The sequence below is a fragment of the Shewanella sp. AC34-MNA-CIBAN-0136 genome, from assembly GCF_040309945.1.
Taxonomy (GTDB): Bacteria; Pseudomonadota; Gammaproteobacteria; order Enterobacterales; family Shewanellaceae; genus Shewanella.
The window spans coordinates 275,160-298,334 of the sequence record NZ_JBEOPJ010000001.1 but is presented as its reverse complement, the minus strand read 5'-3'; the positions used below and the strand labels follow the sequence as shown (position 1 = coordinate 298,334).

Here is a 23,175-nt window from a genome sequence, read left to right as displayed (position 1 = left end):
ATCTCATTATTTGAAGGGAAGCAGATTGATATGACGCTTTATAACGTTAACGTAATTCAGCCAAAATCATTGAGTACATCAGCTTTGTCAATTTTGCTAGCATCGGGACTGTTGTTAAGTCAGCATGCTTTAGCAGCGCCAGAACGTTCACCATTTTCGCTCACTGTGGCTCGTACATCAACGGGTACCGCTAATGTTGGGGCTGATAGTAACAACCCTAATCAGTTACAGCGTGATGCTTGGAAGACCAGTTTTTCGGCCAGCATGCCACTCAATCGTCAGTGGTCAATTGGGGCAAATCTAGGCTACGATAATCTCGATTACGACTGGGATATGAACCAAAACACCCTGTTACGCAGCAGTACTGAACCTTGGTCAACCATACATCAATACAGTGCTGGTTTATCGTTATCTTATCGTCTTGATAATCATTGGATGTTTCTTATAGCCCCCAAACTGCAATACGCCTATGCCGATACTGCATCATCTTCAAATGCGCAAAGTTATGGTGTCGTTGCCTCGGGCATGTACCGCTTTGATTCCGGCAATATGCTCGGCTTTGGTGTTGCATACTTAAATGATATTTCAGAAGTGCGCACCGTACCTTACTTAGCCGTGCGTTGGCAGATAAACGAGAAGTGGGTACTTGCTAACCCGTTCCAAGCTGGTTTTAGTGGTCCTGCAGGATTAGAGTTAAGTTATCAGTATAACCGTGACTGGAGTTTCGGTGTGGGTAGCTCAATGCGAACAGAACGTTTTTTAATTGCTGATGATGACAAAACCATTGAAGTAGAAGAATGGGTAGGCTTTGCTCGCGCAGGCTGGCAAGCAACGAGTAATGTTAGCCTTAATGCGTACGCAGGTTATTATTTTGGTGGCGAAATGGAGTTAAGTTACCCAGACGTTACGGAAGACATGGAAAACCAAGCAGCATTAGGTTTAGTGTTTAAACTGACGTTTTAATGATAAGTGTTAACCTAATATAATAAAAATGCCGCTGATATCAGCGGCATTTTTATATCAACAAGTTAGCGTAAACGTTCAATTAAAAGTAAGTAACTTCTTTTACGCGTTTAGGACGATTTTGTTGTTCGTACAACTGCCATACTTGTTTAAAGTCCAGAGCTAGCTCCGTGACATAAAACTCACCAGAAGGGTAGGTCTTAACCACTTTAGCGCCGCGAATAATACCACTCACGCTAGATTTAACGTTGTCGTCAGTTAGTAACCATTCACTTACGTCGCTATTAGCCGAAATTTTTTGTCCATATACTTGCTCAGCCAACTCTCGGTAAGCGGCAATTTTTGAAGCTTGCATCGCCATTAAAATACGATGTGATGGCTCTTTACTGGGCTGAGTCGCCAACGGGGCATAACCAATTGCCGTTAGCGTTGGGAACGAGGCTGGCGCTTCGGTTTCCCACTGAACATATTTATCTTTGCTCACACAGCCTGTGAGCAGCAATAGCATAATTAACATCAACGACTTCATAGTTTATCTCCTAATACGGTGTAACGACTGTCGCCCTTATTCTCGTGGCGATACAGTAAACCATTGCGTGATTCAATGAGTTCAGAGGGTTGTAAATAACCCGACAAACTCGATGCTGCCACAAATGATTGCACCGCTGAAAGGACGCGATTATTGGTCACATTAACCACTCGGCCGTTAAACACAATACCTTCAGGGGTTAGGGTCATGGTTGACACTAATACGTGTGAAACCGGTAAATCTGCACGTAACAGTTCCCAGTTGCGGCTCAACATAAACTCGCCTTGTTCTGTGGCGCGCAAATTTGTCGCCACATTTAAATCGACTAAGTTAAATTCATGAGCGTGGAACGCCGCGAGTAATCCTTGTTGTAACTGTAATGCTAATTCATTGGTTGCATTTAAATTACTGGTCATCACTGGCGTAGAAATCAGCAGTGGTTGATCTGGGCGTAAGGCGTCATTTTGTAACACTAACTCGTTAACTAACTTTTCTGCCCACACATTCACTTGGCCTTTGGGTGATATTCCCGCAGCCTGAATATCATAAGCCAGCTTATCGTGATAAACCTCATCTTCGTCGACGATTTTGACAAATTTACCGTTATTACTAAAGGCAAGGTTATTGGCAGCATTAGGCGTTTGGGTGCATGCCGCTAACGATAACGACGCAAGCATGACCGTGGAGATAAAAAGCCTGTTAATCATAATAATTCCTCTAACAAATAATGCCGCTAGTCTTGGTATAAATGAGTCATTTAATCGCCTTGTCCATCGATAGTTAAGGCCAATTATGTACTCTTTATTATTGGTGTCTTTATATCGGCAAATGCGTTAAAAGCTTTACTGTAATAGTGCAACATCGAAAATAATCACTAATATAGTGAGTCGGCACAATTTTTGCTTTGATTAAAATAGAGTAAGCTGAATTTACACAATTGTGCAAAATAGACGATTTTTTGACATTAGGACATTGTATGTTGATCCGACACAGCCCTGTTAACCGAACTAAAACCTTCAATCACCTTGCCGTAATAGCAATGCTATGTGTGAGTGCATTGTGTGTAACGTCGTCGGTATTGGCTGAACAAATTGAAGTAACTGGTAAGGCTAAAATCGTTAATGGCGATATAGATAAAGCCCGTGAAGACGCCATAAGCCAAGCATTAAATTACGCCAGTTTAAAAGCCGGGGTTAACTTTTCCAGCGAACAACAAGTCAACCAAGGTCGGCTTACTCAAGATACCTTTCAAATTCAGCGGATGGGATCGGCCAATAACGTTGAATTAATGAGTGAAATGATCAGCCAACACACCATTACCGTGGTGTTACAGCTTGAACTCAGCGAACAAGAACCTAACGCACAATGTAAAAGCCAGTCTCTCAAGGCCGCGATTATGTTGCCACAAGCCTATTTACAAGAACGCGAACAGTTGCGTTATGGTCAATTAGCTCACTTTGAAGAGCGGATCACCGAGCAATTAGGTAAAGCTATCAATGCACAGTCGCGATACAGTTTTGCACGACTACATGCAGATGAAAAAATTGATAACACCAATCAACTGGTCAACTTTAAAGGATACCGTATTCCCAGTTGGTTAGGCGAAATCACCGACAGCCAATATCTGCTGCAACCTGAAATCATTGATATTTCGACCGAACCTGCTCAAAGTAGTTATATGGGCTTTGTCGAGGATGATCCGTTAAGACAGTTTATATTTAAATTAACCCTTTACCACGGGATCAGCGGTGAAGTGGTGTGGTCAGAATCATTCGCCACCTCAGCGCCTTGGGAATTTGAAAGACAAGAAATCGTCTCACCTGCTAACCAGCGCTTTTGGCGATCATCTTATGGCCAGGCGATCAGCGATATTTTACAGCAAAGCGTGATGTCGCTGGATAAGCAGTTAAACTGTCGTCCATTATTAGGCCAAATTGTCGCCAGGCAAGGGGATCGTATTATCATCAATTTAGGCCGTAAAAATGGCGTTAAAATGGGTGATAAGTTCCAAATCGTATTACAAAAGAATATCCCAGACAGATTTAATTCCATGCGTGCCATCGCCACTAAAAGTCGTGCCAATGTGGTTATCGAACAAGTTACCGAAGACAGCTCAACCGCAATATTCGACGGCATCGACAGTGCAGATAATATTCAAGTAAATGATATTGCGATTAAGAACTAATGATTGGTTACTAGAAGCTAATTGTTCAGACTTAAGTGCTAAGTGCTAAGTGCTAATCGATAACAGTAAGGCGATTATGAATTTGTTGGTTATTAATCAAGCAATTAAATATAAAAGGTTTAATTCGATTATAAACTCAGTATAATCACTGGGTCTCTCTATAGCTCAACAGGATAGAGCAGCCGCCTCCTAAGCGGCCGATCGGGGTTCGAGTCCCTGTGGAGAGACCAGTTTTTGTATATTTCATGAATATAGACATATAATTTCGAGAATAATATCAATGACTGAACTTTTTATTGCAAATCTCAAGATAATATCTAAAAAATGGCCAGATATTGCATCTAGATTAAAAACGACAACGTTTGAAAATATAGAAGCCTTTTTAATTCAAGGTTATAACCAAACTATTAGCGTGAGTGGAATTCAACTTAGCAGCCGTCATAATCGCCTTGCCGAAGCCCAACTTTTTATCAGTACATTACCAATAGATGCTAGTCACATAACCGTCTACGGTGTTGGAATGGGGGATGTGCCAAGTTTACTTATCGATAACCCTCAATATCTTTCAATTGATGTTTGTATTTTAAATATCAGCATTTTTGCCTTACTCATCAGCTACACAGATCAAAGTGAATGGTTAAGCCATCCGAACATCAATTTAAATGTTCTTCCAAGTGAAAAGTTAAATTTCCCTCATTTTCCTAATATTGCAATAACACCAGATCTCACTCTTGTCAGTGATGATAATGCCGCTCTTAGAGACTTATTAGTGATGGAGCTTAATCTTGATTTCTCTAATCAACGGCATAAGTCTGACGATCCTGCAGTATTAAAACGCTTCGATGATAACCAACGTTATATTACTCACGATTTAGATGCAGCGAGTTTGATAAATAGCCATTGTAACGATAAAGCTATCGTAATAGGCTCAGGCCCTTCACTAGAAGAACATTATGATTATCTTAAACAAATGAGTTTAAGTACTCAAAGGCCACTGATTATAGCGGCAGATACCGCCTTACGTGGTTTACTTCACAATAGTATTAAACCAGATTTCGTGATCTGCATTGATGGATTGATAGGTGAATATCATTTACCTTTAGCCTTGACCCATGACATAAATCTTGTTTATTTCCCCCGAGTTGACCCCATTGTCCTTAATGCTTGGTTAGGCCAAAGATATACTGCCTATGGAGGAAGTAACATATACGACACTCTGGCTTCTTCATATCCTAAGTTAAGATTGTTCACTAATGGCAGTGTTATTCATCCGGCTATTGATTTAGCGGTCAAATTAAAAGCAAAAGAAATTACTCTATTAGGATGTGACTTTTGTTATTGCAATAATAAAAGTCATGCATTTTGGAATGATCACAAATTTGCTCAAAATGAGGCAAAGGAACAAATATGGGTTAAGACTGTTATTCAGAAAGTGAAGGAAGCTAAACACTGGGTGCTTAATGGAAAAGGTCAGAGGGTTGCGACGGATCTCAACCTAAGAGCATATCTGAGACACTTAGAACTTTACATAGCTAAGCATCCAGAAGTAAAGTTTTACCAAGCGAGTTTATCAGGCGCTAAAATTAGCGGTTCTCAGTATAAGGACCTTATATAATGAGTATGAATCTACAAGATTCACTGCGAAAAACGGCATCTTTATTTAGATTAGGTAAAGAAGCAATGGCCTCAGTCGAACTACGGCTATGTCTTGATGCAATAGATAAAAACTACCCAGAACTTGTCCTTAATACAATTTTTCAGCAAATATTGCCTTCTATGCTGCAGGCTCAAGAGCAACACGATTGGTTAAGCCTTGCCGATTATTTGGAATATGAACTAATAGAATTAGTCAGATAGAGCAAAAATACTAGAGCATCAAGATTCCTAGAGATTTGCCGTTAATAGATTATACAAAGCCATTTGCGAGTAACTATGACTACACATTCACCTATTTTTATCGCTGAAGTCTCCAGCAATCATCATAGAGACTTACAGCGCTGCATTGAGTTTATCAAAACAGCTGCAGACATTGGTTGTGATGCCGTAAAGTTTCAGCTTTTTCAAATAGAGCAACTTTTCGCTCCCGAGATTCTGGTTAAAAGTGAAACGCATCGAAAGCGCAAAGATTGGGAGCTCCCAGTCAGTTTTTTGCCTGAATTAAAACAAAGCTGTGATGAATATGGCATTCAGTTTTCTTGCACCCCCTTCTACTTAGATGCTGTCGAAGAACTTGCTCCATATGTTGATTTTTATAAGATAGCCTCCTACGAATTGTTATGGACTGGTCTCCTAGTAGCCTGCGCAAAAACGGGATTACCAGTTGTACTTTCAACTGGCATGGCCACTTTAGAAGAAATAGATAAAGCAGTACTCACACTAAAAGAAAATGGCGCAAAAGACATAACCTTACTTCATTGTGTATCTGCATACCCAACCCCTGAGAATGAATGTAATCTTGCTGTATTAGAAAGCTTTAGAAATCGCTATCAAGTTAAGGTTGGTTGGTCTGATCATACTGTTTCTGCTGCTGTACTCAACCGAGCGGCACACAAATGGCAAGCAGATGTCATAGAGTTTCATTTAGATTTAGATGAAAAGGGTGATGAATATGCTTCTGGACATTGCTGGCTGCCACAACAAATAGCACCCGTAATACAAGGTATAAAATTAGCCAATGTAATTGATGGCAACCCAGAAAAAAAATTTGTTGCAAGTGAAGCCTCGGATAGAGAATGGCGAGCAGATTCCCTTGATGGATTACGTCCAATGAAATTTGTTCGTAATAACTTTGACGGAAAATAATAGAATCGCTCTAGGAAACTGTCTAAATAGCAACCCCAAAAATAAATATTAAGTGACCTATAATGACTAAAAATATTAATCAACTCTCATTGCAAATACGTAAAGATGCAATTTCATCGATATATCATGCACGCTCAGGACACCCTGGAGGCGTCCTGTCATGTATTGATATTCTCACGACTCTGTTTCACAAGATTATGTCTCCAGCAAACCTAAGAAATAAAAGTTATAGTGATGATTATTTCATTCTATCCAAAGGCCATGCTGTCCCTGCGCTCTACGCAGTAGCTGCTAGCATAGGCCTACTAGAAAGATCCGAATTGAAAACGCTGCGTAAACTTAACTCAAAACTTCAGGGGCATCCAGACGTTATCCATTTACCTTGGGTTGAAGTAAGTACAGGCTCACTTGGTCAAGGATTATCTGTTGCAACGGGAATAGCCAAAGCACTAAAGTTACAAAATACAAACCAACGTGTCTATTCCATTGTAGGCGATGGTGAAATGCAGGAAGGACAAGTTTGGGAAGCCGCTATGTTTGCGTCACACCATAAATTAAATAATCTCACTGTAATTGCAGATTATAATAAGTTACAAAGCGATGCTACTAACGCCGAAATTTGTGCGCTCGAACCTTTGAGTGAGAAGTGGCGAGCCTTTGGTTGGCAAGTGATTGAAATCGATGGCCACAACCATGACGAAATTTTTCATGCTCTCACTCCAAAAACGAATATTACAACGCCTACAATCATCATCGCTCACACAACAAAAGGGAAAGGCGTAGATTTTATGGAAAACAGTCCACTTTGGCATGGTAGTGTCACTCTGTCTGAAGAACAGTTTTTTTCGGCTATGAAAGCCCTTGGATGTAATGATAAAGATATTAAGGAATACACAAATGTCTAGTACACCTGCTCTAGTTGGACAACAATCAGATTCCTTAAGAGAAGCTTTTGGTAAAGCGATAACCCAATTAGCAACTGAAGATAAATCCATTTACGTGTTAGATGCAGATGTAGCAGGTGGCACCGGTGCACATCACTTCAGAACGCATCATCAAGATAGATTTATCCAGTGTGGGATAGCAGAACAAAATATGGTCGGTGTTTCAGCTGGGCTCGCTATTACCGGCTTAAAGCCTTTTGTCACAACCTTTGCCGTGTTTATGTTACGAGCTGTCGAGCAAATTAGATTATCTATTGCCTATTCAAATATTAATGTCAAACTCATTGCGAGCCACCCTGGATTAGATGTCGGCCCTGATGGTGCTTCTGCGCAATGTTTCGAAGATCTCGCTTGTATGCGTGCAATGCCTGGGATGGTAGTCTTGTCTCCCTGTGATTCTTATGAAATCCATGCTGCCACTCGCGCCTTAGTCAATTATCAAGGGCCCGCATACATGCGCACCGGCCGAAGTCCATGTCCAAATGTGTTTACTGAAGAACCTGAGTTTATCATTGGAAAAGGCAAACAATTACAACAAGGTCATCAAATAACATTAATTGGTTGTGGGGTAATGACTCACCGAATACTTACCGCGGCAAAGTATCTTGAAACTGAAGGTTTTTCGATACGTGTAATCCATATGCCTTCGATAAAACCTATAGATAAAGATATAATAATAAGTGCAGCACAAGAAACCAAAGCAATAATAAGTTATGAAGATCATAATACTATTGGCGGTTTAGGAAGTGCTATTGCCGAAGTATTGGCCGAAAAACCTTTATGTCCTCTGCATCGAATGGGGATAAATGACCAGATAGGTCGTTCGGGAGAACCTGACGAATTAGCCGCATTTTATGGTCTAGACGTAAATAGTATTATCAGTAAAGTAAAACAAGTTATAGGTGAGGGGAATTACATATGCCTGCCGAAAATAGATTAGTACTCATAACTGGAGCAAGTGGTGGTGTTGGAGCCTCCATGGCCAAGCACTTTGCGAACATTGGATACAGTGTTGGAATAGGCTACAGCAGTAATAGAGAAAAAGCAGAAGAATTAGCTAAACAAATAGAAATAAATAATCAATACGCATTAGCTATAAAGCTCGATTATGCTAGTCGGGATAGTATTCAGCAGGCCATACTGGCTTTAACTGAGTATTTTAATAAACCCATATCTATACTTATCAACAATGGCGCAATCGCCCAAGAAAAACCTTTTGCTACAATAACTGATGAAGATTGGCAGCGTATGCTACTCGTCAATCTTCAGGGACCTTTTATGGCCACCCAAGAAGTGTTACCTCAAATGCTGTCTCAAAACTGGGGGAAAATAATCAATATAAGCAGTATTGGCGGTCAATGGGGCGGTTTAAATCAAGTCCATTATGCAGCATCAAAGGCTGCCTTAATCAATTTTACTCAATCAATCGCTAAAATTCACTCAAAAGATGGCATTGTTTCAATGGCTATTGCAATAGGGCTTGTAGCAACCGACATGTCGGCTGCTGAATTAACAACAGATGCAGGTAAGGAAAAAATCAGAAACATCCCCGCCCAGCGTCTTGCCACCGCAGGTGAAATTGCAAAGTTAGCAGCTCGATTATGTGATGAAGAGTCGTCTTATCTATCTGGACAGACTTTAAATATGAATGGAGGAATGTATTTTGGTTAAAGTAAAAACCGCCAATAGGAAAAGTTTATTCGGAGGCACGCTAGAAGACATAATCGAGTATAATTGGTATATATCAGGTGTTGGAGAGTTGGATGTTTCTTTTGGGTTATGTCGAGAATCAGGCCTTGTAATGCAAACAAGAACTGTAACACCTGAAGAAATGACGAGCTACTATGAGGATGTTGCCACATATGTGTCATCCAGTAGAAATGGAAACCCTACACAAGCCAAAGTTGAAGATTTAAATAGATTAATCTCGCTCGTAAAACTGTCATGCGATAGCTTTCCAAGTAAAGTGTTACAATTCGGGAGTTCTGACGGTTACACTCTTTCAAGGTTCCAGGCTAGTGGTTCTACAAAGTTACTGGGTATTGAACCTAGTGAATTAAGTCGAAACTTTGCAAGAAGCAGATATGGTATAACAACGCTTGAAGGTACTATCGAAGAATATGATTCCATTGAGAAGTTTAACCTAATTATTGCTACGCATATTCTAGAGCATCTGTATGACCCTTATAAGGTATTAAATCACATAAGGAAAAACCTTACTCAAGATGGGTGGCTCCTTATCGAAGTCCCTTTATGGGAAAAAGAAAGTATGCAGCCAATAGGGGTGTTAACTTTTGAACATCTTAACTATTTTTGTGAAGAAACACTAACAAGAGTTATCTTTAATTCAGGCTATGATATAGTTCATATATCGAAGAATTATAATATAAATCATTACCCTGTTATAACAATATTAGCTAAGGTAAAAAGTAATGATGATCTTAATTATGTAAGCTTTGTTTCAGGCAATTACGAAAAAAATAAAATCATGTTGTTGTCATATATAAAAAGAGAAAGTGAATTTTGGAGAAATAAAGAACAAAGTATTTATAATCAAATAAAAAGTTCAATGCCTACTTATATATATGGAGGTGGTGTGCATACGAGTCAGTTACTATCAATGACTAATGTAATAAAAAATATTAACATCTCCAATGTAATAGATGAAAGTGAAACCAAGCAAGGTAAAATGGTGTTTGGTATAGAAATAAAGCCCCCTAGTATAATTCTTTTGATAAAAACAAATTCAAACATTATTATTTCATCACGTGCATTTGAACTGGATATATTAAAAAGCATAAAAGAAACAAGAAGTGATCTTAATATTATAACGCTTTATCAATATGGTGATGTTAAATGAATATTTTAGTTATTGGTGGTTATGATACAAAAAACCTAGGTGATTACGCATCTTTTTTAGGATTACAAAATATTCTTGGTGACAGTTATAACTTTACAGTTTTAAGTCGACATGTTGATGATTCATTTTCACAAGAGTTCAATGTTTCTTGTATAAAAAATTTGGACCATGAAACAAAAAATAAGTCTATAGGAAGAATGTTTAATGGTTTCAATTCTGGTGATGATAATCAGCATCTGATAAATATTTATAATGAAATGATAAGAAGTGATGCAGTTTTATTTGGCAATGGAAGGCTTTTTGTTGATATATCATTAGACTTTATGACGGGGCCACTAAGTTATTTTTCTATCATAGTGATACTGGCTAAGTTTATGAACAAACCTATAATACTCTATTCAGTTTCTTTAGTTCATCCGAAAACCGAGAATGGTAAAAAACACTTAAAAATGATTTTGGATAACTCCAATGCTGTAATCGTTCGAGAGATATCATCTGCAGAAACAGCGTCAAAATATATGTCAGATTCTCGTAAAATTAGCATATTACCTGATATTGCTTTTTCTTTACCGGTAATAGGTAGTCAAGAGAGTATTGATTTTTTGCTACCAGATGAGTTTATCGTAGTTAACTTTCGGGGCTTGGACTTCACATCTGAATTATCAATAAAAAAAATTAAAGATAATGCTAATAAAGTTATAAGTTTGATTGAAAGGTATCAGACAAAAGTAATATTTATTAGTCAGTGTAACTATAATGTAGATAATGATTTAACTGATGATAGAGAAACAAATAGAAAGGTTTATATAGAAATGCCTAGTAAATATCAAAGTCAATGTTTATTGGTTGAGGATGAATTATCTTTAAAGGAAACATTGACAATATACAAAAATGCAACGCATACTTTTACATATAGAAGACATGGTTTTATATTAGCCTTGACACAGCAAACAACGGCCTCATTAATTTGTAATGAAGATAACACTAAGTTTGTTAAAGATTCAATAAGTGATCCAAGATTTTATTTGGATGATAAGTCTGAATTTATTATTCCTACTATTGATAGAGTAGAATTAGCGAGAGAGTTGACTGTAATGAAAGTTAAGTGTAATCAGTACAAATCTATAATAGAAAATATTTGTAATAAATCATGAGATTTTATGGTGAAAAATTAAATTTTACATAATTGGGCGTTAATCACTTTAATTTATGGTGTTTTTGTGAACTGTTGTGAAATCTGTGATTTTTACATATGAGTTGAATCATAGACTTTAAGCATTTAAATGCTCAAATATCGACTCCAAGCTGTTGTCTTGTCTCGATTTTGATTGTTGGGCGCGACAACAGTTTTTTGTGATAAATATTATTGCCCAACCCAGATCAGCCTTTAATTGAGTTATCGATTTACTTGCCAACTATTTACTTGCCAACGATTTCATTACGGGCTCGAATCAACCTTGAGTAGATTTGGCTATTTTAAGCATAGATAAACGTAATTTCTGCCGCCTTTGGGTTATACGGCCGATATAACGCTTGAGGAGTAAGCTCAGCAGACTAGTCCAGATAAACCCCTTGACCAGATGTGGCTGACGCGTTACAAATTTCTTCAGGTTGTTGTGACTCTTCCACTCTTTAAGATAGCAGCTCAATCTGCCAGTGGATGCGATACAGTTTCATCACGTCTTCACAGTTAAACTGTTCACGCGACAAATTTTTCAGCCACCGATAGGTAACGCTTTTCTTTCTTGTGCCAAAACAAAATCATGCGGCATTCATGTCGTTGCCACTGAACATCAAGATCGAGTACTTGATCTGGTCAATTGAATTCGGTCACCCTAGTTAAGTTGTGAGCGTCTAGCGAAGTACACCTCGCATCGTTAGTAAGCGGTCAATTAACCCCACATACCAATAAAAATCAGCTTTTGGCATAGTGCTTCTTTACAAAGGAGGTGCTATGAATCAATCTCAAAAACATGACCACTGGACACAAATACTGACTGAGTTCAAACAAAGCCAGTTACCGATTAAACAATTTTGTAATGAGCGGTCCATCCACTACCAAACACTTTACTATTGGGTCAAAAAACTCAATAGTAAACAGGCCAAGCAACACGTTCAGCCCATTGTCTTTGACCAGGAAAGCGCTGATGTCGTGGTGCTATTATTACCTAACGGTATTAGCGCTGAACTCCCTTCGATGCTCAGTCAAACACAAATCAAACATTGGGTTGCAGCACTACAATGACTCCCACTGGTAACGTGTATTTAGTGTCGGGTGTCACCGACATGAGAAAGTCGATTGATGGATTATCTTAATCGTCGCAGACACACTTGAAATGGATCCCTTTAGCCAGGCTTGGTTTATCTTTTGTAATCGACACCGCGATAAGCTTAAAATCTTATTTTGGGATACTAATGGATTTTGGCTTTATTATCGCCGCCTCGAAAAAGGCCACTTTAAGTGGCCTGTGCCTAAATGTGATGGCGCAGTTCATATCAGCAAGCAGCAATTACATTGGCTATTATCGGGATTAACCTTAGATAATCCTAAGGCGCATCGACCCATATTTGGACTTGAAGTGTGACGGCGAATGTTGATCGCAAATTTTTACTTGAACGATCATTTTTCGCTGTCAGACTAAGGATATTGATAACCTTTTAAGCCCTGAGCCACCTTGACTGACCTACCTGATGATATAGCACAACTCAAAGCCATGTTGCTGCAACTACAGCTAGAGAATGATGCTCAAAAAGTATTACTTCAAGCTAAGCAGGAGCAAGTGAGTGAGCTTCAAACTCAAATTGAGTTGCTTATTGAACAGCTCAACCTCAGCAAATCAAAACGTTTTTCATCACAAAGTGAAAAGGTAGCCAAAGGCACGTTTAACGAAGCTGAGCAGCAACATGCGTTGCCCAACGTAAATAAGAGCAAGGCTAAAACAGGCAGAAAACCGTTACCAGAAGCGCTTGAGCGTGAAGTTTATCTGCACGAACTTTGTGCCCCTTGTTGTGAATGTTGCCAAGCACCCCTTCATGAATGCGGAAAAGAAGTCAGTGAAGAGCTCAAAATCATTCCACAGAAAGTCAGCGTTATCCGTCATGAGCGTACCAAATACACGTGTCGTCAATGTGAAAAAACACACGTCAGCAATAAAGTCATTACCGCCCCTAAGCCTGCGAGTATGTTGCCTAAAAGCATGGGCAGTGCCGATACGTTTGCCGCTATTGTCACCGCTAAATACGTGGATGCACTACCACTGTATCGCCAGGTTGATATTTTAAATCGCTCAGGAATTGATATAAGCAGAGGCACACTCGCAAATTGGTGTGTACAGCTAGGTGATAAAGTCCAAGTCATTATCGATGCAATGAAGGATAAGCTCCTGAGCGAAAAGCTGATTTGTGCCGATGAAACAACGGTACAAGTCCTTCGAGAAGAAGACAGAAAAGCCGAAACTAAGTCGTACATGTGGGTTTACCGCAGTGGTGAATTTGCAGAAAACCCTGCGGTTATTTACGACTATCAACCGAGTCGTGCTGCCGCCTGTGTAAAGGATTTCCTAACGGGATACTCAGGCTACCTCCTGACCGATGGCTACAGTGCTTACAATACGCTTGAGCAGGTTTACGGTATAGAAAAACAGGCAAAAAACTTAACCTCCCAAGCGCGTCAACAGCTGAGAAAGCAACAAGCCGAACCTATCCTCAATGAGTTTTACGACTGGCTAAACAGCCAACATGTTTTACCTAAAGGGGCATTAGGTAAAGCCATTAGTTACACCTTAAATCAATGGCCCAAATTACTGACCTATCTTGAAGATGGGGATATCAGTATTGATAATAATGTCACTGAGCGAGATATCCGGCCATTTACCACAGGACGAAAGAATTGGATGTTCTGACGTCGGTGGGTGGCGCTAAAGCCAGTGCGAACTTATATAGCCTGGTGATGACCTGCCGTGCCAATGATTTGAATCCCTACTACTATTTCCGTCATCTCTTTACAGAATTACCCAAGCGTGCACCATCAGATGATATGACTGATTTGCTGCCGTGGAATGTTGATTTAGGTGAAGCAGAATAAGCTTCACCGGTAAATTGAGCGCTTACCTCTATTGATATGTTTTTATTGATGAGTAACAATTATGTCAGTGAAGATAATGTAGGTCGGAAATGTCATTAAAAAGAGTGTAATTTGATATGATACTTGACAGGGCTGGCATAAATAAAAAAGAGAGTTATATCAACTAATTGTTAATCTAAATATTGGATGCGAAATTTTCATTTATCCGAAGGTTATAATTTAAATGAAATTAAAACTATTCTTATTATCGGGGCTGAAAATGATGTATATGAAGGAATAAAAATAACAAAAAGCTTGGGGCTCGGATTAATTTTCACAGATGGTAATCCACTGATAACCAGATGATAAAGTAATTATTCCTCATTTGCCTCGCAGGAAGTCATATACCAATCTTTACAATGGCTAAGAGGCAAAGGTGTGGTTACTTTTCGTCTACACAAGCCAATTAATCGCTAAAGGATCTTTCTTGATGAAGAAGACTGCTGAAATACATACAGGTGCAATCATAGATAACAAAGACGGTTTCGACATCATTGAATGCACTCAATGTGGTTTTAAACATGTCAATCCACTGCCAGAACATGAAGTGTTGGAACGACTTTACAAAGAAGAGTATTATTCAGTTGAAAAACCATTCTCCATTAAACGGCAACATGAAGATGAAGTATGGCTAAATCTGCAATACTCCGACCGCTATGATACGTTTGAAAACCAACTGGTTGCCGAACATCGCTCTTTACTCGATTTAGGTTCAGGTCCTGGCTTCTTTCTCAAGCACGGTAAAGAACGAGGCTGGAATGTGCTTGGAATAGAACCTTCTATTCAAGCGTGCCAACATGCGCGTTCATTAGGTGTTGATGTAATTAATGATTTTTTTAATCCAATAACTGCATCCACACTAGGACAGTTCGATGTAATCCATGCAAGCTTAGTGCTCGAACATATCCCCAATCCTATTGAGCTATTAACATTGGCTCGGACATGTTTGAAACCTAATGGAATCATGTGTATCACGGCCCCGAATGACTACAACCCCTTCCAACAAGCATTGGTTAAATCAGGAGAGCATTTACCTTGGTGGGTAGTCCCTAAACATCACCTCAATTATTTCACTCCTAAAAGCTTAGCTAATTTACTAAACAACATTGGTATGGAGGTTTTCTTAAATGAAACGACTTTCCCAATGGACATGTTCTTATTAATGGGCGATGACTATGTAGGCAATGACCAATTGGGACGCGCGTGTCATCAGAAAAGAATGCGCTTTGACTTAAACCTTGATAAAGCAGGTTTAAATGAAACAAAAAGAGCAATATATCGCGCATTGGCTTCATTAAATATTGGTAGGGAAATCTGCATTTATGCAAGAAATATCGGCTAAATCTAACCATGACCAAAACCTACTTATCATAGGTGCTGGCATCGAAGCTTGCGAAGGAATCAACCTTGCTAGCGATATGGGCTTAGGGCTTATCATTGTTGATGGCAACTCTAGAGCGCCCGGTTTTGCCAAAGCCGATCACATTATCCAAGTAAGCACTTATGATGGTGAAGCGATAGCAAAGTATGCCTTAACATTAGTAGAAAATGGCATTAAGATACATGGTGTCATTGCGATGTGCGCAGATGTGCCGATGAGTGTCGCCATAGTCGCAAGAGCACTTGATTTACCTGGGCTTTCGCTACAATCTGCCCATTGGGTGGCTGACAAACTTGCGATGAAATACCAACTCCAAAAAATGGGAATCCCAATCCCTCGTTTTTGCGCAGTGACAAATAAAGCTTCACTTCATGCATGCGCTAATATGATAGGCTTCCCTGTGGTGATAAAACCTGTAGACAGTCGAGGCGCTCGAGGTGTTCAACTCATTGAGCAGTCGTCACAGCTTGATATGGCATGGACACTAGCTCATCATGAATCACCAACTGGCCGTGTGATGCTTGAAGAATATCTCGACGGTCCGCAATTTAGTACCGAAACCCTAATAGACAATAGCCAATGTTATACCTTAGGTTTTGCTGACCGTAACTATGAATGGCTTGAACGTACTAAGCCATTCATCATCGAAAATGGGGGCGATGCTCCAACAGCATCAAGTGTGGATGTTCGCTCTGCCGTTATTGTATGTGTCGAGCAAGCAGCGTTAGCTTTGGGGATCAGCTCCGGAGTCGCAAAAGGCGACATGGTATATACCGATACAGGGCCTAAGGTGATTGAGATCGCTGGCCGCCTCTCTGGTGGCTATTTTTCGACCACTCAAATTCCGCTTGCGTGCGGGGTAAACTTTGTCGAGAAAGCCATCAAACTGGCTCTTGGACAAAGTCTATCGGTTGAAGAGGTCACCCCCACGCAACAACAAGCCGTGGCTATACGTTATTTGGATCTTCCTGAAGGTAAAGTCAAATCGGTTATTAATCATGATGTTGCCTCTACTGCTCCTGGGGTTCAGTTACTCAACATATTCATTACTCCGGGTTCAATCATAGCTCCGCTGTCAAATCATACCCAACGAAGCGGTTTTGTCATTACCACAGCAACCAACAAGCAAGAGGCAATTGAGCTGGCTCAAACTGCACTATCACTTATTAAAGTGACGTATGAATAGGATAACGGTATGACGCCAGTAAAAGTTTACGCTATTTTTCATATGAATCTGGCATTCTCATCGATAGATCAAGAATCTCATATTGAGGTAGTACAGCGATGTTATTGGCCATTGCTGCACCTGATAGAAAGTGGGATCCCGCTCGGATTAGAGATGACGGCCTACACGCTTGAAGCCATTCAATCTGTTGATCCTGATTGGATTAAGTGTTTTAAAACGTTACTGAATGAAAACCGTTGTGAACTTATTGCGAGTGGCGATAGCCAGATAATCGGCCCATTAGTTCCTGCCGATGTTAATCGTCATAATCTTCGACTTGGGCAAGCTACCTATAACAACATTCTAGGTTACAAACCAACAATCGCTTACCTTAATGAACAAGCTGTTTCAGCAGGGCTACTGGATATTTACCTTGAAGTTGGCTTTGATGCAGTTGTTGTTGAATGGGATAACCCATATTCGCATAATCCTGATTGGCATACTGATTTATTGCATCGTCCCCAGTCCTTGGTTACCGCATCAGGTAACGAAATTAAAGTTATCTGGAACCATGCAATCGCCTTCCAAAAGTTTCAACGCTATGTGCATGGGGAATTATTACTCGAAGATTATCTGCAATACCTTAATAAAGTGATACAACCTGGTTGCCTTGCTTTTCCTCTCTATGGCAGTGATGCGGAAGTGTTCGATTACCGCCCAGGACGTTACAACACCGAAACGGTTCAAGCAGAAAAAGAGTGGCTGCGCATTGACCTACTGTTTAACACATTAAATAGCGATGCTAGATTTTTATGGAGCCCCCCACGTGAGGTCATAACATTATGGCGTCTATCTCCTGCGTTAACATTGACTAATGCCGAACACCCCGTTTCAGTAAAGAAACAGGCAAAATATAATATTAATCGTTGGGCATTAAGTGGGCGCAATGATTTACAACTTAACAGTCAATGTTTTGCTGACTTCCAAAAATTGAATAAAGACACTGCAACTGATCACCAATGGCGACAATTATGCCGACGTTGGGCCAGCGATCTGCGGACTCATTTAACCCAAAAAAGATTTGAGGCATTGACACGTCAAAAGCCGACGCTTAAGCGATCGGCTTTATTCAGTGAAAATACACAACAGGCAAATATCTTCCCTGATAATGTCCAAGTAGAATTTGACCAAGCAAGACGAAAACTCAGCATAAAAACACCAGAAATACATCTAATACTCAACGCAAACAGAGGATTGTGCATCGAAAAATTGAGTTTTATGTCACAGGGTTTTACACCCATTTTAGGCACACTTTCACATGGCTACTTTGACCATATAAGCTATGGGGTTGATTTTTTTAGCAACCACTTATTGATGGAAAGATTCAGACATAGAGACAGAGTTACCGATCTCAATAAAGTGGAATATCAAATTTTAAATAATACCGATGGCTTACTTATACTCAGTCATCAATCATTACAGTCTGGTGGATTTAGTAAGTGGTATAGATTAAATGGCGAAAACCTAACCTGTGGTTTCACTTTTGATAACCATATTCGGCCTGAAGCATCACTGCGACTTGGTTATGTCACATTACTCGATTGCAGGCAAAGAAGCTGGTACCAAACTCACTTAGGTAGCGATACCTTGGAAACCTTTCAGGCCAAGAATGATTTTAATCATGGTAATCCAGTATCATCGATTGTCTCAGCTACCAGTGCACTTGGCGCAACCGCTGGAGAAGTGAGGTTCGGTTCAGGGCCTTCTGGCGTAAAGCTTAAATGGGATCCCGCACTCTGTGCGGCATTACCTATGATTTCTAGCCAAAAAATTAATGATAATTATCTTAATAGACTGTGGTTTTCACTGGTAGAAGCCGATGAAACGCTTAAGGAAGATGGTTATCTACCAAGTTTTGAATACAGTATAAGTCCATGTTCACTCGATTGTGAGACCCGCAAATGAAGACCATTGCCATCGTTGGTGCTCGATTAAATTCTAACCGTTTGCCAGGCAAGCATCTGTTGCAGCTAGCCGGTAAGCCTATGATTGAGCAGCTATGGCATAGGTTAACCCATTGCAAGGAAATCGATGACATTATACTTGCCACCACGGCCGATGATTATAACCGCCCACTGGTGAATTGGTCGCAGGATAACAGTGTAAGTTGTTTTACTTTCGATGGTGATGTTAATGATCTAATGGGTCGCCTAGATGCCGTTATCAATACATTTCAACCTCACTATATTGTTTATATTTGCGGCGATTGCCCTCTGGTCGATCCGGGCTTTATCGATCATGCGATCAAAGCATTAAAGCGCCATCCTCTCAAAGACAGTATTGTGCTTGCAGAGGGGATAATAAGTATCCACGAAGGAATGGCATTTTACAGCTTCACGGGCTGGAATAAACTGTTAGCGGCCAGTCAAAGTGACATGTCTCGTGAACATGTTGGTTATGCTGATAAACTGATACCCGTATTAGACAAACTCAACATCACCGACAGTGATGATTTTTCTGCGATAAAACATAGAGTTTCAGTCGATACTCATGCTGACTATCGCTTTATGGAAGAAGTGTATTGCCGTTGGTATAGAAATCATTCGGCCGAATCAATCGTCAGTCTGAAATGGGTTCAACAGCAACTTATTGATGATCCGGCACTTCGTGCTCTGAATAATCACGTACAACAAAAACGTCCTGATACACACTATAAAAAAGCACAGATACTCTGTCATGTCAGGAAGGATATCGGTATGGGGCATCTGAAAAGAAGTGCTTTTATCACTAACTTACTGCAAGAACATTTATCGTTAGGTGTCACTCTACATATTATTGGTGACAAGCGTACCGACTTACCTTGGTTGCAAAGTACTGCAATATGGTACAAAAGCGAGCAATCTGCGCTTTCCCAAATGCTGGAAAATAACACCGGACTATGGATAGTAGACATTCATCCACATTACATAGACAAGGTTCTTTTAAATTCAGCCCTTGCCAAGGCCAAATCAGCAAACACTAAATTACTGGCTATCGACAAAACGGATGCAGATATCGATTTTTTAGTGGATGCCATATTTGTTCCTGCATTTTTTTGTCAGTCAGCCTCAGATAAAATAACATACGGCTGGTCACATTACCTGTTCACCCCCCAGAAAATAGTACCCAAGCAAAAGCGAGTACTGATCACCACCGGCGGCAGTGATGCATTGCAATATGGCTCTTGGTTACCCGCCATAATAGAAACACAGGTTCCGCCCACGTATAAAATAACTTGGGTACAGGGACCCTATGCAGACAAGCCAATATTACCTAACTCAGAAAGATGGACTCATGTCATTAACCCTGAAAACTTACCCGAGTTAATGGCACAGTCAGAAATGGTTATTTGCTGCTATGGCATTTCTCTGTTTGAGGCTATTGTATCTGGGGCGATCACACTACTACTGCCAACCGACTCACTCTGCGAACCACCAGAGCTTGATGCGCTAGAGAAGTCCGAATGTTGTTTTATTAGTCGCTCACGAGACACCATAACCCAGGATATTGAAGCGCTATTTACATTGCAAAGCCAAAGCTTTCGAGAGCGATGCATAGGTAATGCTGAGCAGTACTCCCTTGAAATAGAAGGGGGAAACAAACTGTGTCAATTGGTTAGCTGCTTGATTGAGGATACTTATGTCAAGCCGTGATGCAGCCTAGCCTTCATGTGAACGTTTAGTCATATTAACGCCTGATATTATCTTAGTCGTTAAGTTAGCGGTTCAATGAAATAAGCTGAAGATGTATTAGCCTTGACGCTTACCGTAAATAAAACACTATCATTGCTTTGATAACTGTAGCTTGAGTTGGGTTATCACTGCATTTAGTTCATTAAGTGCTAGTCCTGGGTATAATGGCAAGCTCAAAATCTGCTTATAAAAGTGCTCCGCAGATGGAAAATCTCCTCGTTGGAAACCTTTTTTAAGATAAAATGGCTGAAGGTGTACAGGAAAATAGTGCACATGTACTTGTATACCAGCGGCTCGCATATCGTTGAATATCTGCTTTCTTGCAGAGGCAGCATGTAGGCGGATAATTTGTAGATGTCTAGCACTTTGAGTATTAGGTAAAGGCTCAACCCAACTAAAAGCTAGGCCTATGAGTTGTTTACGATACAGTGATGCTAATTCATTTCTTTTCAAAACAAAGGCATCGAGTCGCTTCATTTGCGACACGCCGAGCGCTGCCTGTAACTCGGTCATGCGATAGTTAAACCCCAACTCGTGCTGTTCATAATACCAGTCACCTTCATCCGCCCTAAGCATAACAGTATGATCTCTAACGATCCCATGACTACGAAGTTGAACCATACGTTTAGCTAAGTCGGATTGTTGAGTAGTAACAACCCCTCCCTCTGCACTCGTGATTATTTTTACCGGATGAAAACTAAATACACAAATATCAGAATGCTGACATGCGCCTATCTTCTGGTCTTGATAGCTTCCTCCTATAGCATGAGAAGCATCCTCTAAAACACTCACAGCATACTGCTTAGCTAAATCGCCAATTGCTTGCATATCGCAGCTATGGCCTGCTAAATGAACAGGAATAATAACTTTAGGTAAACGCTCAGCATTACGTAATTTATTGGCAAGGGCTACAGGACACATGTTACCTGTTTCGGAGTCGACATCGACAAAGTCAATATCAGCACCACAATACAAAGCGCAATTTGCCGATGCAACAAAGGTAATCGGTGATGTCCATACTAAATCTCCAGGACCAACATCCAAAGCAAGGCAAGCGATATGTAAGGCAGAAGTTGCGCTATTAACGACAACAGAGAATGCGGCTCCTGTGTAGTCACAAATGGCTTTTTCAAACTCTGGAACTTTAGGACCTTGAGTTAAAAAGTCGGATTGTAATACTTCAACAACGGCTGCAATATCATCTGTAGCAATATCATGTCTTCCATATGGAATCATCAACATGACTCTTCATCTAGTTTTAATATTTCATCAACTGTTAAAAAACGAACATTACTACCAGAGTTATATTCGAAGCCTGAATTAACTAAAGTGCCAACTTCATTTAAAGAATTAACTGTAAAATCACTTTCACGACCAAAAAACTTTATTGATGGCGTGATAACAAAATGATCATCGAATTCTATCGTATGATGAGAATCATCACCTGGACACATAACTTCATGCATTTTTTCCCCAGGACGAATACCCACAATCTCATGTGATAAGCCATTACCATAGGCATCCGCTAGTTCAGAAATGCGTATTGAAGGGATTTTAGGTACGAAAATCTCTCCTCCTTGCATTCTAGAGAAATTCTTAAGGACAAAATCTACACCATCTTGGAGTGTAATCCAAAAGCGTGTCATATCGGGATGGGTAATAGGAAGAGATAAAGCACCATTAGCAATCAACTGCTTGAAATAAGGAACGACGGAACCACGAGAACCCACCACATTCCCATACCTTACGGCAGCAAAGCGTGTTTTTCCTGGACCAACGATGTTATTGGCTGCAACAAATAATTTATCAGAAGCCAATTTTGTCGCACCATAAAGATTAATAGGGCTCGCAGCTTTATCTGTCGATAAGGCGATCACCTTTTTTACTTTGTTGGCAATCGATGCCTTGATAACATTCTCTGCACCATAAATGTTTGTCTTGATACATTCCATAGGATTATACTCTGCAGCAGGAACCTGCTTTAAAGCAGCTGCATGAATAACATAATCGACATCTTGAAATGCTTGCATTAAGCGGTCTCCATCACGTACATCTCCAATAAAATAACGCATGCAGGGAGCATTAAATATCTGCTGCATTTCATATTGTTTTAGCTCGTCACGAGAGAGAATTATCAACCGCTTAGGTTTATAACGCGCTAAAATTGTCTTAGTATATTTTTGGCCGAATGAGCCTGTGCCGCCTGTTATCAGAATCGATTTATTATCAAACATGTACTCTCCAAATTATTGTCTTCGTCGCCCAGCTTTCTCTTTATTTCGATATTAAGCAGGCAAAATACAACTTTTCTTGTTAACCGAACAGGCAGTTACAGCAATTTTTGCACCATAATTGATTTAATCACAACATTTACTCTTTAATCTATTTATATGATAGTGAAAATTAAACCAGTAGACTTATATAAACAATTGTAATCTTAGTAACTTAATTCTAATTGTCTAACCTTTTTTTCATATGTAGCATGAAAATTA

20 protein-coding genes, 1 tRNA gene and 1 pseudogene are annotated in these 23,175 nt (G+C 39.9%); 18 read left to right on the top strand and 4 right to left on the bottom strand.

Features of this window, described 5'->3' with window-relative positions; translation table 11 throughout:
• Positions 1 to 30: 30 nt before the first annotated feature.
• Entirely contained in the window at positions 31 to 963 is a 933-nt protein-coding gene (locus AAEY94_RS01290) for a DUF6268 family outer membrane beta-barrel protein (RefSeq protein ID WP_101085452.1), read from the top strand.
• Positions 964 to 1,045: 82 nt separating this feature from the next.
• Here the strand turns inward: AAEY94_RS01290 and AAEY94_RS01285 are convergent, their stop codons facing one another.
• Both AAEY94_RS01285 and AAEY94_RS01280 read right to left on the bottom strand, forming a co-directional pair.
• Positions 1,046 to 1,492 (bottom strand): LPP20 family lipoprotein, encoded by a 447-nt coding sequence (locus tag AAEY94_RS01285; RefSeq protein WP_011636625.1) that lies wholly within the window; start codon positions 1,490 to 1,492, stop codon positions 1,046 to 1,048.
• A complete protein-coding gene (locus AAEY94_RS01280; RefSeq protein ID WP_101085450.1) occupies positions 1,489 to 2,199 on the bottom strand; it encodes a FlgO family outer membrane protein in 711 nt (236 codons plus the stop codon). Before AAEY94_RS01280 ends, AAEY94_RS01285 begins: the two co-directional genes overlap by 4 nt.
• Positions 2,200 to 2,468: 269 nt before the next feature.
• Here AAEY94_RS01280 and AAEY94_RS01275 point away from each other — a divergent pair, with 269 nt between their 5' ends.
• The 17 genes and pseudogenes from AAEY94_RS01275 to AAEY94_RS01195 all read left to right on the top strand — a co-directional run bounded on the left by AAEY94_RS01275 (position 2,469) and on the right by AAEY94_RS01195 (position 20,644).
• Complete coding sequence (locus AAEY94_RS01275; protein ID WP_350976679.1) at positions 2,469 to 3,677, top strand: flagellar assembly protein FlgT; 1,209 nt, start codon at positions 2,469 to 2,471, stop codon at positions 3,675 to 3,677.
• A 154-nt stretch (positions 3,678 to 3,831) separates the two neighbouring features.
• A tRNA-Arg gene (locus tag AAEY94_RS01270) sits at positions 3,832 to 3,907 on the top strand.
• Positions 3,908 to 3,957: 50 nt separating this feature from the next.
• A complete protein-coding gene (locus tag AAEY94_RS01265; RefSeq protein WP_350976676.1) occupies positions 3,958 to 5,292 on the top strand; it encodes a motility associated factor glycosyltransferase family protein in 1,335 nt (444 codons plus the stop codon).
• On the top strand, positions 5,292 to 5,534 hold the full coding sequence (locus AAEY94_RS01260) for a hypothetical protein (protein ID WP_350976674.1): 243 nt from the start codon (positions 5,292 to 5,294) through the stop codon (positions 5,532 to 5,534). Before AAEY94_RS01265 ends, AAEY94_RS01260 begins: the two co-directional genes overlap by 1 nt.
• A 75-nt stretch (positions 5,535 to 5,609) precedes the next feature.
• Positions 5,610 to 6,479 (top strand): N-acetylneuraminate synthase family protein, encoded by an 870-nt coding sequence (locus tag AAEY94_RS01255; protein WP_350976672.1) that lies wholly within the window; start codon positions 5,610 to 5,612, stop codon positions 6,477 to 6,479.
• Between the two features lie 62 nt (positions 6,480 to 6,541).
• Positions 6,542 to 7,384 (top strand): transketolase, encoded by an 843-nt coding sequence (locus AAEY94_RS01250; RefSeq protein WP_350976670.1) that lies wholly within the window; start codon positions 6,542 to 6,544, stop codon positions 7,382 to 7,384.
• On the top strand, positions 7,377 to 8,363 hold the full coding sequence (locus AAEY94_RS01245; RefSeq protein ID WP_350976667.1) for a transketolase family protein: 987 nt from the start codon (positions 7,377 to 7,379) through the stop codon (positions 8,361 to 8,363). Before AAEY94_RS01250 ends, AAEY94_RS01245 begins: the two co-directional genes overlap by 8 nt.
• A complete protein-coding gene (locus AAEY94_RS01240) occupies positions 8,342 to 9,094 on the top strand; it encodes an SDR family NAD(P)-dependent oxidoreductase (protein WP_350976664.1) in 753 nt (250 codons plus the stop codon). Before AAEY94_RS01245 ends, AAEY94_RS01240 begins: the two co-directional genes overlap by 22 nt.
• The gene (locus AAEY94_RS01235) at positions 9,087 to 10,283 is read left to right on the top strand and encodes a class I SAM-dependent methyltransferase (RefSeq protein WP_350976662.1); all 1,197 of its coding nucleotides are present in this window, start codon (positions 9,087 to 9,089) and stop codon (positions 10,281 to 10,283) included. The genes AAEY94_RS01240 and AAEY94_RS01235 overlap by 8 nt, the downstream gene beginning before the upstream one ends.
• Complete coding sequence (locus AAEY94_RS01230) at positions 10,280 to 11,437, top strand: polysaccharide pyruvyl transferase family protein (protein WP_350976659.1); 1,158 nt, start codon at positions 10,280 to 10,282, stop codon at positions 11,435 to 11,437. Before AAEY94_RS01235 ends, AAEY94_RS01230 begins: the two co-directional genes overlap by 4 nt.
• An 800-nt stretch (positions 11,438 to 12,237) precedes the next feature.
• Entirely contained in the window at positions 12,238 to 12,528 is a 291-nt protein-coding gene (gene tnpA, locus AAEY94_RS01225) for an IS66 family insertion sequence element accessory protein TnpA (RefSeq protein ID WP_350976657.1), read from the top strand.
• A 61-nt stretch (positions 12,529 to 12,589) separates the two neighbouring features.
• Complete coding sequence (gene tnpB / locus AAEY94_RS01220; RefSeq protein WP_350976806.1) at positions 12,590 to 12,868, top strand: IS66 family insertion sequence element accessory protein TnpB; 279 nt, start codon at positions 12,590 to 12,592, stop codon at positions 12,866 to 12,868.
• A 90-nt stretch (positions 12,869 to 12,958) separates the two neighbouring features.
• Positions 12,959 to 14,367: pseudogene (tnpC, locus tag AAEY94_RS01215) on the top strand (IS66 family transposase).
• A gap of 469 nt (positions 14,368 to 14,836) precedes the next feature.
• Complete coding sequence (locus AAEY94_RS01210) at positions 14,837 to 15,748, top strand: class I SAM-dependent methyltransferase (protein ID WP_350976654.1); 912 nt, start codon at positions 14,837 to 14,839, stop codon at positions 15,746 to 15,748.
• Entirely contained in the window at positions 15,729 to 16,973 is a 1,245-nt protein-coding gene (locus AAEY94_RS01205; protein ID WP_350976651.1) for an ATP-grasp domain-containing protein, read from the top strand. Before AAEY94_RS01210 ends, AAEY94_RS01205 begins: the two co-directional genes overlap by 20 nt.
• A 9-nt stretch (positions 16,974 to 16,982) precedes the next feature.
• Positions 16,983 to 18,917, top strand: coding sequence for a polysaccharide deacetylase family protein (locus AAEY94_RS01200; RefSeq protein WP_350976648.1), 1,935 nt, complete (start codon positions 16,983 to 16,985; stop codon positions 18,915 to 18,917).
• Positions 18,914 to 20,644, top strand: coding sequence for a cytidylyltransferase domain-containing protein (locus AAEY94_RS01195; RefSeq protein WP_350976645.1), 1,731 nt, complete (start codon positions 18,914 to 18,916; stop codon positions 20,642 to 20,644). The genes AAEY94_RS01200 and AAEY94_RS01195 overlap by 4 nt, the downstream gene beginning before the upstream one ends.
• 129 nt (positions 20,645 to 20,773) lie before the next feature.
• On the opposite strand, the gene pseC is transcribed toward AAEY94_RS01195, so the two are convergent.
• On the bottom strand, positions 20,774 to 21,919 hold the full coding sequence (gene pseC, locus AAEY94_RS01190) for a UDP-4-amino-4,6-dideoxy-N-acetyl-beta-L-altrosamine transaminase (RefSeq protein ID WP_350976803.1): 1,146 nt from the start codon (positions 21,917 to 21,919) through the stop codon (positions 20,774 to 20,776).
• Positions 21,919 to 22,917: a UDP-N-acetylglucosamine 4,6-dehydratase (inverting) gene (pseB, locus tag AAEY94_RS01185; RefSeq protein ID WP_350976642.1), complete on the bottom strand. Its 999-nt coding sequence runs from the start codon at positions 22,915 to 22,917 to the stop codon at positions 21,919 to 21,921. The genes pseC and pseB overlap by 1 nt, the downstream gene beginning before the upstream one ends.
• Positions 22,918 to 23,175: the final 258 nt, after the last annotated feature.